Below are 9,110 nucleotides of genomic sequence, written 5' to 3' on the forward strand. Positions count from 1 at the left end.
CCCGTCCGACATCACGGCTGCGGCCTAGCCGTGACTTGCTTACAGTTTTTCTGCTTTGCCCCTCGTTCGCCCTCTTCTTTTGATCTTCGGAGTGGGTTCTTGCCCCTGTAAATACAGTGCCGTTTTTTCTACGCACCTCGGCCAAATTGGCATATCAAGTGATGATCCGTAGATTTGAACAAGCCGATCTATTCCGTCACCGCTTGCGCCCAGAGCTTTTTGAATTGCAGCACCATATGCGATGAGCTTATGAATTTCGCTAATGACCACCTCAAGTTCTTGAGACGTGAGCTTCCGATTGAAGAAGCGGGCGCGGCCCTTACCGTCAAGGCTGAAGAGGACGCCCTGCCAATCGCCGGGCACTAGCCCGTTATGTTCAGTTGCTACGAGGCTGTGAACGTAAAAGTTGCGGTAGCCAAGGATGACTCTAAATCCCTTGGAGAAATGGAGCAGGTGTTCGCCAAGAACGTCCAATTCGTGGCTAGCTACTTCGATAGCGTCCATGAGGGTGCGATTGCCGAGCTCGCTAGTAAGCGCCACGCTCATCGTGCTTTCGCCGAGAAGGAGTTGCGCAATCTGTCGACCACACATTTCGGCATGGTTCCAGAATGTAATGAGAGAGGTATAGCGGTGGGCAAAGTTCCAAACACCGCTCTGTTCATTTAAGGACAAATCTAGAGAATCTGAAACTCCTTTAGTCATTGCACAATCCCTGTTTAGCGGATCTCCAGATTGGTTCGCCTAGACCCCTTAAGGTCACGAACGGCCAGCCAATGGCGAAAGCAGATTGAAGGATAGCCACAGTCGTCCCGAGTGGCTACAAAGTCACTCGAATTACGGGGGATTTCGATGAGCTTCGGCGTTTTCATGCACAAAGATGGGTCGATCTACGACGACATCCCAGAAGTGCATTACCAATTCCCGAAGCCATATCTCAGCCGCGCCCAGAAGATGGTCGGGGATTGGATTGTCTATCGGGAACCGGTGAAACTGCCCCAGTCGAAGGGCTTCTTTGCGGTGGCGAAGGTCGAGCGGATCATTCCTGACCCTGACATCTCCGACCGCTATCGTGCACTTATCGAACCGGGCAGCTATTTGCCGTTCGAGCCAACAGTCCCGCACATCGTCGATGGACTGCCCGTCGAACGCGACCTCGCCAATGCTCAAGCTGCGGTGCGCCCACTCTCGAATTCGGACTTTGCACGCATCATTGCGCTCGGCCTGCCCGTGGACGACACACTCCCGCGCGTCGGCGATGCCGAGCCGCTTGATCGTGTCGGGGACGAGAGAACGCCCTACGAAATCGAGCGCCCCTTGGTGCAGTCACTCGTCAACCGCCCCTTCCGTGACCGGGCGTTTCGTCGTGCGGTGCTCCACGCCTATGACGGGCGCTGCGCGGTTACAGGATGGAGGCTCGTCAATGGTGGAGGGCGGCTTGAGGCTGAGGCGGCGCATATACGTCCGGTCGAACATGGCGGGCCAGATTCGACGCGAAACGGATTGGCGCTATCGGGCACCGCGCATTGGATGTTCGACCGAGGGTTAATTTGTGTTTCTGACGATCACGAAATTATGATCCACCGCAAGGTGAACGACCGAGCGGGCGTTGAGGCGATCATCAATCCAACGGGCCGACTGATTGCGCCGCAGCGCGAAGCGGATCGTCCGCATCCGCAGTTTTTGCGCTGGCATCGCGACTTCCACGCCTTCACCGCTTAGCGATCAGCCTCGCCCGCCCCTCCACCACCTTCGGTGGTCCCCCTCCCCTTGCAGGGGAGGATTTTTGCGCCTCGCCCCTCAGGGGTCGAAGTTTCCGTCTTTGAGGCTCCACGTCGTCTTCGGCGGCGGCGCAGGCTTGGGCTTGCCATAGGACCAGCCCTCGGGCGGGTGCTGGGGTGGCTCCTCCGCCTCGCGCTCCGGTGCGGGGAGGGCGGGCGCCTCGGGCGGGTCGTAGAAGGTGGTCGGGGTGCCGAGGGTGCCGCCGACCAGCTTGCGGGTGCGCTCGTCGGCGTTGAATGCGTCGAGGTCGCGGTCGCGCAGGGCTGCGAAGGGGGCGAAGGCGGCGAGGGTGTCTTCCGAGAGGACGGCGCGGCGCTCGGGGCGTTCGCGTTCGATGCGGCGGCGGATGTCCATGATCTTGCGGTCGATGCTGGCGCGCACCTCGGCGGCGGAGACGTTGCGCTTGCTGGCCTCGTGCTCGGCGATCCATTGCTTCTTGAGCTTGTCGAGCTGCATCTGGCTCACCGCGTTCAATCCCTTCGGCCCGCCGCCTGCGGCAAAGCGCTCGGGCGCGCGGTTTCTCAGCATGAACATCAGCAGCCGGTCATTGTGCTTGGTGCGGGTGCCGAGGAGCTTGCCGTAGGAATAGACCGGCTCCTCGGTGCCGTTGAGGGCGCGGTCCATGGCGACGTCCTCGATCCGCTGGATGCCGAGCGCGAGGGCGGCCTCCCAGGCGGCGCGGAAGCCTTCGGCACCGGGCTGGCGGCGCAGCTGGTAGGCGCCCTCGGAGCTCATGTCGACCGCGCGGGCGGCGGCCCCGACCGAGCCGGTGTCGGCGAGCGCCTCGATGAAGCCGCGCTGGCGTTCGGGCGTCCAGCCGTCGTGGCGCTGGTACTGGCGGGGGACGGGGGTGAAGGCGGGCAGCTCGCCCGCGGGGACGGGAAAGCGGGCGGTGCGGGGGTCTTTGCGGCGAGTCATGGGGGGAGGGAAACATATTTTCGGCGAGTAGGAAAATGTGCAGCGACCGGGGAGGGGCGTGCGGCTTCACTTGGCGTTCAGGGCGGGCCTCGTTATAGGGGCGGGCATGTCGATGAAGCTCCCCACTCGTATGGCGCAGGCTGCGCTCGCCGCTTTCACTCTTGCGGGCCTTTCGGCCTGTGCCGGGGGCGGGGGGGAGAAGGACGTCGCTTACGTGGCGCGCGACGTCGAATCGCTCTATGCCGAGGCGCAGAAGCGGCTCGACAAGGGCAACACGCTGCAGGCCGCGGCGCTGTTCGACGAGGTGGAGCGCCAGCACCCCTATTCGCCCTGGGCCCGCCGTGCGCAGCTGATGAGCGCCTTCAGCTACTACATCGCGCGCGACTACAACAAGGCGATCGGCAATGCGCAGCGGTTCCTGTCGATCCACCCGGGGAACAAGGACGCGCCTTACGCCTACTACCTGATCGCGCTCAGCTATTACGAGCAGATCAGCGACGTGAACCGCGACCAGAAGATCACCGAGCAGGCGCAGACCGCGCTGCGCGAGGTCAACCGGCGCTTCCCGCAGAGCGAATATGCGGCCGATGCGCGGTTGAAGCTCGACCTTGTCGCCGATCACCTTGCGGGCAAGGAGATGGAGATCGGCCGCCACTACCAGCGTTCGGGCCTGTGGCTCGCCGCCGACATGCGGTTCCGCAATGTGGTGGAGAAGTTCCAGACCACCAGCCACACCCCCGAGGCGCTCTACCGCCTGACCGAGAGCAGCCTTGCCCTCGGCGTGCCCGAGGAAGCGGTGAAGTACGCCGCGGTGCTGGGCGCGAATTACCCCGGCAGCGAATGGTACGAGCGCGCCTTCAAGCTGGTGGAAAAGCGCGCCGAGGGCGTTACGGCTTCCTAGTTTTGCGAACCCGCCTCTGCGGGTTCGTCCTCGCTATGCGTGCAGCAAAGCTGCACCCGCTGCGGGCGCGCGTTCGCGCTTGCGGCTGATTTGTAGCCGGTTCAGCGCATTTGGCCTTCGAATAGCGGGCGCAGTCGCTCCAGATCATCAGGACTTTCCAGCGGCGCAGTGCCCGCCGGAATGCTGCGCTGGATGATGAGCGCGCACAGCTCGCGCGAGGCCACGCCGATCTGGCTGCAATCCGCGTCCCCACGCTCCAGCGCCGCCTGCTCGATCATCGCGAGCGCCGTGAAGGCCGGGGCAAGCGGGCCCGCATCCCCGCCGCGCGGCGCCGCCAGACCTGCGCGGCGCGTGAAGGTCAGCACCTCGTAGAAATCATCCAGCGTCAGGCTGGCCCGCATCTGTGCGCGCGCGGGCCCGGGGAGCGCCGCGTAGTCCGACGCCAAGGCGGCAATCGCGGCGTCGAGCGGCTATTCCTCCCAGCGCCACAGCCGCGCCGCCGAGGGCGGATAGCTGAGCCCCGCCATCGGCGAGGGCCCCGCCGCCCCCAGCGCCGCATGCCGCGCCTCCGCCGCCTGCGCCTGCGCCAGCTGGCCCCCGATCACAACGGGCGCAGCCTTGCGCCTGCGCAATAACAGCGATTGCAAGGACGCGAGGAGATCGGCCACAGCCATGGCCGATCGATAACCCAAGCCGGGCTGCCATCCAGCCACGACATGCCAGCCTGGAGCGCGCCTTAAGGCGGCGCGACGAAGTCGAAGAACCGTCGCCGAAGATGCGCCGTCAGCGCTTCAGCTGGTCATCTCTGAACGCACCTGCGCCCCCCGCTCACCCCCCCGCGATCAGCCCGCGCAGCGCGCGCACCAGTTCCGCCGGATCGAGCGGCTTGGACAGCACCGGGGCGGCGGCCATCGGCTCGGGGAGCTGGGCGGCGCTGAAGCCGGTTACCACCACGAAGGGAATGCCGCGCAGCGCCAGCGCTTCGCACACCGGCAGGCTGCTCACCCCGCGCAAGCTGGCGTCGAGCACGGCGGCATCGCAGGGGTCACCATCGGCGAGGATCGCGAGCGCGGCCGCGACCTTGGGGCAGGGGCCGAGCACCGTCATCCCTGCACCCTCCAGCGCATCGGCCATTTCCTGAGCGATGAAATATTCGTCCTCGACGATGAGAATCCGGGCGCTCATGGATGCGGCTATAGCGCATTGCCGGATTCGGGATCATTCAATTCGATTATGCTCCCGGCCGCGCATTCGAGCTCCCACGCGAAGCCGTGCGGATCGAAGCGGGTCTCGACCTCGGCATCGAGCGTGTTTCTGACCATGTCGCCGATCACCACCCAGCCGAAGCCGCTGGCAGCGGGCGGGGTGACGGTGGGGCCGCCGCTCTCGCGCCAGGTCATGGTGAAGCGCGCGCCTTCGCCTTGGCCTGCCGCGTCTCCGACCCGCTCCCACGAAAGCCTCACCTGCCCCCCGTCCTGCGACAGCGCGCCGTGCTTGCTGGCATTGGTGACCAGTTCGTGGAGCGCCATGCCGAGAGCCTGCACCGCCGGGGGGGCGAGCGCGATGTCCTCGCCCTCGAGCAGGATACGGGTGCCGATGAGGTCCCTGAAATGCGCCAGCTGCGCTGTCACCAGCGCCTGCAATCCGACCCCGCGCCAGGCGTTCTTGACCAGTAGGTCCTGCCCGGCGGCAAGCGACTGGATGCGCGCAGCGAAGTTCTTCATGAAGCTCTCGTGATCCGCGCCGGTGGTGCGCCGCGCGACCGATAGTACCACCGCGAGCAGGTTCTTGGCGCGGTGGTTGACCTCGCCCAGCAGGAGCTGGATGTGGCTTTCGCGGTCCTTCTCGGCGGTGATGTCGAGATTGGTGCCGACCACCCATTCGGTGCGGCCATCGGGCCCGGCCCGCGCGACTTCCACCGCGCGCAGGTGCCGCCACCGGCTGTCGTCGGAGCGCCGGATGCGGAATTCACGGGTGCTTTCGGACACCTCGGCGACGGTGCGCTTGAGCCTGGTGTCCTGCGCCTCGGCATCCTTGGGGTGGAGATGGGCGATGTAGTCGTCATAGCGCACCGTCCCGTCGGGTGTCGGGGCCATGCCGTAGAGCGCGAACATGGTCTCGTCCCATTGCACCGTGTCGGTCGGGATGTGCCATTGCCAGATCCCGATCCCGGCGGTGCGCGTGGCCAGCTGGGTCTTGACCTCGCTTTCGCGCAGCGCGGCGATCGCGCGGCGCAATTCTGCGGCCTGATGCTCCTTGGCGGCAGCCAGATCGAGGCTGGTCTGGCGCTGCGCGCGCAGCTGGCGGTTGGCGGCGCGCATCCCGTGGATCAGCGCCAGATCGGTGGCGATCACGAAGACATAGAGCCCGAGCGCGACCTCCGCGCCGGCGATGCCGAAGGAGCGCAGCGGCGGGATGAAGAAATACCACGCGACCCCGCCGCACAGCAGCGCCGACAACAGCCCGGCGCGCAGGCCGAACAGGAAGGCGGAGAGGATCACTGCCGGAAAGAAGGTCAGGAAGGGAAAGCCCGGCGGCAGCGTCGGATCGAGCAGCGCGCGCGCCGCCCACGCCGCGGCGAAGATCGCGAGGGTGCCGGAAAGCCGCGCGAGCGGGTGGAAGTCGGCAATCTGCACGCGCTCGATCCACCGCAGTACGCGGGTCGGACGCTGCGACACGGGATCAGCCTCGGCCATGGGTCTCACCTGAATCTGCTGCCCCGCGCGCGGCGCTGCCCGGATGGGTGCCGCCGCAACAGCGAATGGCGCGCAAATTGCGGCAAGGTCAAGGCGGCCCGCGCGCGCGGGGGGGTGCGGCGTTCTTGGTGGGGGATCGGGGCTCGGGGCTTGGGGATTGGTGCGCCTTGCCGCGTGACGCGCCCGCCCGGCTGCGCTATCCCCGTCCGCGCCCATGCTCACCCGTCTCTCGATCCGCAACATCGTCCTCATCGAAGCGCTTGATCTCGATTTCGCGCGCGGGCTGGGCGTGCTGACGGGGGAGACGGGGGCGGGCAAGTCGATCCTGCTCGACGCGCTCGGGCTAGTGCTGGGCGACCGGGCGGAGACATCGCTGGTGCGCGCCGGGGAGGAGCGGGCGAGCGTCACGGCCAGCTTCGACTTTTCCGCCCTGCCGCGCCCGGTTGCCGCCGCGCTGGACGAGGCCGAGATCGCCATCGAACCGGGCGAGCCGCTGATGATCCGCCGCCAGGTGCGCGCCGACGGGGGCTCCAAGGCCTTCATCAACGACCAGCCCGCCAGCGTCGCGCTGCTGCGCGAACTTGCCCCGGCGCTGGTGGAGCTCCACGGCCAGCACGACGACCGGGGGCTGGTGAACCCGCGCGGGCACCGGATGCTGCTCGATCGCTATGCCGGGACGGATGTCGCCGGGCTCGAGCGCGCCTATGCGGAATGGGCGCGGGCCGAGGCGCAGCTGGCCGAGGCGCGCGGGGCGGTGGAGCAGGCCAAGGCCGATCAGGATCTGCTCATCGCCCACCTCGCCGAGCTTTCGGCGCTGGAACCGGTGGCGGGCGAGGAGGCGCGGCTCGCGGGCGCGCGCGCGGACATGCAGAAGGGCGAGAAGCTCTCGGGGGATCTCGAGGAATTGCGCCATTTGTGGGAGGGCTCGGATTCGCCGCTCGCGGCCTTGCGCGTGGCAGCGCGGCGCTTGGACAGGATTGCCGAGCAGCACCCCCTGCTGGCCGAAGCGCTCGCCGCATTGGACCGCGCGGTGATCGAGGCGAGCGAGGCGGAGGACAAGCTGCGCGCCGCCGCCGAAGCTCTGGTCCATGATCCGATGGCGCTCGAACGCGCGGAGACCCGCCTCTTCGAACTGCGCGCCGCGGCCCGCAAGCATCGCTGCGAGGTCGACGACCTGCCCGAACTCATGCGCACCATGCGCGCGCGGCTCGAGGCGATCGAGGGCGGGGAGGCGCAGCTCGATGCGCTGGAGGCGGCAGCGAAGGAGGCCCGCGCGGGCTATGTCGTGGCTGCCGAAAAGGCCCATGCCGCGCGGGTCGCCGGCGCGGCACGGCTCGATGAAGCCGTGGCGGCTGAGCTGGCCCCGCTCAAGCTCGATGCCGCGCGGTTCCGCACCAGCGTCGCCCCGCTGGCCGAGGAGCGCTGGGCGGCATCGGGGATGGATGCGGTCGAATTCCTGATCTCGACCAACCCCGGCGCGGACTTCGCGCCCCTTGGCAAGATCGCGAGCGGCGGCGAGTTGTCGCGCTTCATCCTCGCGCTGAAGGTTGCGCTCGCCGAAAAGGGCGGGGCGGCGACGATCATTTTTGATGAAATCGACCGCGGTGTCGGCGGTGCGGTGGCGAGCGCCATCGGCGAGCGCCTCGCGCGGCTCGCGGCGCAGGAGGGGCAATTGCTGGCGGTGACGCATAGCCCGCAGGTCGCGGCAAGGGGCTCGCAGCACTACCTTATCGCCAAGGCCTCGTCGGGGACGGTGACGAAGACCAGCGTCGTGCTGCTCGACCTCGCCGGGCGGCAGGAGGAGATCGCGCGGATGCTCTCCGGGGCGGAGGTCACGCCCGAGGCGCGGGCGCAGGCGGACCGGCTGCTGGAAGGGGTGTGATGGAGGCCCGCGCGCTTGCCACCTTGCTTGCGATTACGGCAGCGGTGGCGGGCGCGGTGAGGCTCACGGCTCCCGACGTTGGCGATGATCTGCGCGCGCAGGCGACCGCCGCAGCGCTCGAGGCGCAGATGGCATGGCTCTTCACCGATCCCGAAGGCCGGAGCCACGCGCGGGACAACACAATGCCGCGCGTGGCGTTGTGCGTCGCGAGCGAAGTGCCGCTCGATTTCGCCGCGCTGGCGCAGGCGCTGGCCGGGTCAGGGCTGCGGCCCGTGCCGTCCGCGCAATGCGACGAAAATGGCGATGTGGCGAGCGCGCTTACGGTTGTCGGGGTTCGCTGCCCCACCTCCGCGCGCTGTCTTGTCGATATCGACGGCGACCTCGAGGGCGGCTCCTACGAAGTGCGGCGCTCGGCAGGGGGCTGGGCGGTCACCGCCAATAGCATACGATGGATCGCCTGATGGACAAGATCACCCTGTGGCGTCCGGTCGGCCCCAAGGAGCTTGCGCTGATCGAGGCGAGCGGCTGGCGCGAGTTTCCCCCGCGCCTGCCCGAACAACCGATCTTCTACCCCGTCACCACTCGCGACTATGCGATCAAGATCGCGCGCTACTGGAATGTGCGGGCCTCAGGCGCGGGCTTCGTGACCGAGCTCGAGGTGGATGCGGGCTTCCTGTCGCAATACCCCGTCGAGACCGCAGGCGGGCGTGATCATCAGGAATACTGGATCCCGGCCGGCGAATTGCCCGCGTTCAACGCGGCGATTGTCGGGAAAATCCGGGTGGTGGACGAGTTCGGCGCTGGATGAGCGGGGTCGATCCGGGCCTGATGTTTCGGCAGCGCGCAGGAAAGTCGCTTGCTGGAGGGGGATCAGAAGACTGCGTTCACCCCAAACGGCAACCGGCCGCAGGTCCCGGGACCAGCGGCCGGCACG

The 9,110-nt window shown here is 67.2% G+C and carries 11 protein-coding genes; 5 read left to right on the forward strand and 6 right to left on the reverse strand.

The features are described from left to right. Positions 1-39: 39 nt before the first annotated feature. Complete coding sequence (locus tag NBV68_RS04890; protein WP_296307682.1) at positions 40-702, reverse strand: hypothetical protein; 663 nt, start codon at positions 700-702, stop codon at positions 40-42. 147 nt (positions 703-849) lie between these two features. Here NBV68_RS04890 and NBV68_RS04895 point away from each other — a divergent pair, with 147 nt between their 5' ends. Continuing rightward, positions 850-1,719, forward strand: coding sequence for an HNH endonuclease (locus NBV68_RS04895; RefSeq protein WP_296307683.1), 870 nt, complete (start codon positions 850-852; stop codon positions 1,717-1,719). 78 nt (positions 1,720-1,797) lie between these two features. Here NBV68_RS04895 and NBV68_RS04900 read toward each other — a convergent pair whose 3' ends face one another. Then, on the reverse strand, positions 1,798-2,697 hold the full coding sequence (locus NBV68_RS04900; protein ID WP_296307684.1) for a hypothetical protein: 900 nt from the start codon (positions 2,695-2,697) through the stop codon (positions 1,798-1,800). A 112-nt stretch (positions 2,698-2,809) separates the two neighbouring features. On the opposite strand from NBV68_RS04900, the gene NBV68_RS04905 reads away from it, so the two are divergent. Further along, positions 2,810-3,598 (forward strand): outer membrane protein assembly factor BamD, encoded by a 789-nt coding sequence (locus NBV68_RS04905; protein WP_296307701.1) that lies wholly within the window; start codon positions 2,810-2,812, stop codon positions 3,596-3,598. Between the two features lie 101 nt (positions 3,599-3,699). Here the strand turns inward: NBV68_RS04905 and NBV68_RS04910 are convergent, their stop codons facing one another. From NBV68_RS04910 to NBV68_RS04925, 4 genes are all read right to left on the reverse strand, one after another. Continuing rightward, complete coding sequence (locus NBV68_RS04910) at positions 3,700-3,999, reverse strand: hypothetical protein (protein WP_296307686.1); 300 nt, start codon at positions 3,997-3,999, stop codon at positions 3,700-3,702. A 69-nt stretch (positions 4,000-4,068) separates the two neighbouring features. Beyond that, a complete protein-coding gene (locus tag NBV68_RS04915) occupies positions 4,069-4,203 on the reverse strand; it encodes a hypothetical protein (protein ID WP_296307687.1) in 135 nt (44 codons plus the stop codon). Between the two features lie 223 nt (positions 4,204-4,426). Next, complete coding sequence (locus tag NBV68_RS04920; RefSeq protein ID WP_296307689.1) at positions 4,427-4,783, reverse strand: response regulator; 357 nt, start codon at positions 4,781-4,783, stop codon at positions 4,427-4,429. Positions 4,784-4,791: 8 nt separating this feature from the next. Further along, a complete protein-coding gene (locus NBV68_RS04925) occupies positions 4,792-6,294 on the reverse strand; it encodes an HWE histidine kinase domain-containing protein (RefSeq protein WP_296307691.1) in 1,503 nt (500 codons plus the stop codon). Between the two features lie 214 nt (positions 6,295-6,508). Between NBV68_RS04925 and recN the strand changes: the two genes are divergently transcribed. From recN to NBV68_RS04940, 3 genes are read left to right on the forward strand one after another with little or no spacing between them, the layout of a single operon-like run. After that, a complete protein-coding gene (gene recN, locus NBV68_RS04930) occupies positions 6,509-8,176 on the forward strand; it encodes a DNA repair protein RecN (RefSeq protein ID WP_296307693.1) in 1,668 nt (555 codons plus the stop codon). Next, positions 8,176-8,637 carry a hypothetical protein gene (locus tag NBV68_RS04935; protein WP_296307694.1) on the forward strand — a complete coding sequence of 154 codons (462 nt, stop codon included), beginning with the start codon at positions 8,176-8,178 and terminating at the stop codon, positions 8,635-8,637. Before recN ends, NBV68_RS04935 begins: the two co-directional genes overlap by 1 nt. Next, positions 8,637-8,984 carry a hypothetical protein gene (locus tag NBV68_RS04940; protein ID WP_296307696.1) on the forward strand — a complete coding sequence of 116 codons (348 nt, stop codon included), beginning with the start codon at positions 8,637-8,639 and terminating at the stop codon, positions 8,982-8,984. The genes NBV68_RS04935 and NBV68_RS04940 overlap by 1 nt, the downstream gene beginning before the upstream one ends. Positions 8,985-9,110: the final 126 nt, after the last annotated feature.

Origin of the sequence: Erythrobacter sp., assembly GCF_023653175.1 — a bacterium.
Classification (GTDB): domain Bacteria; phylum Pseudomonadota; class Alphaproteobacteria; order Sphingomonadales; family Sphingomonadaceae; genus Erythrobacter.

Coding starts and splice junctions, on each gene's coding strand:
- NBV68_RS04890 (WP_296307682.1), bottom strand. CDS start 702: ATGACTAAAGGAGTTTCAGATTCTCTAGATTTGTCCTTAAATGAACAG.
- NBV68_RS04895 (WP_296307683.1), top strand. CDS start 850: ATGAGCTTCGGCGTTTTCATGCACAAAGATGGGTCGATCTACGACGAC.
- NBV68_RS04900 (WP_296307684.1), bottom strand. CDS start 2,697: ATGACTCGCCGCAAAGACCCCCGCACCGCCCGCTTTCCCGTCCCCGCG.
- NBV68_RS04905 (WP_296307701.1), top strand. CDS start 2,810: ATGAAGCTCCCCACTCGTATGGCGCAGGCTGCGCTCGCCGCTTTCACT.
- NBV68_RS04910 (WP_296307686.1), bottom strand. CDS start 3,999: ATGCGGGCCAGCCTGACGCTGGATGATTTCTACGAGGTGCTGACCTTC.
- NBV68_RS04920 (WP_296307689.1), bottom strand. CDS start 4,783: ATGAGCGCCCGGATTCTCATCGTCGAGGACGAATATTTCATCGCTCAG.
- NBV68_RS04925 (WP_296307691.1), bottom strand. CDS start 6,294: ATGGCCGAGGCTGATCCCGTGTCGCAGCGTCCGACCCGCGTACTGCGG.
- recN (WP_296307693.1), top strand. CDS start 6,509: ATGCTCACCCGTCTCTCGATCCGCAACATCGTCCTCATCGAAGCGCTT.
- NBV68_RS04935 (WP_296307694.1), top strand. CDS start 8,176: ATGGAGGCCCGCGCGCTTGCCACCTTGCTTGCGATTACGGCAGCGGTG.
- NBV68_RS04940 (WP_296307696.1), top strand. CDS start 8,637: ATGGACAAGATCACCCTGTGGCGTCCGGTCGGCCCCAAGGAGCTTGCG.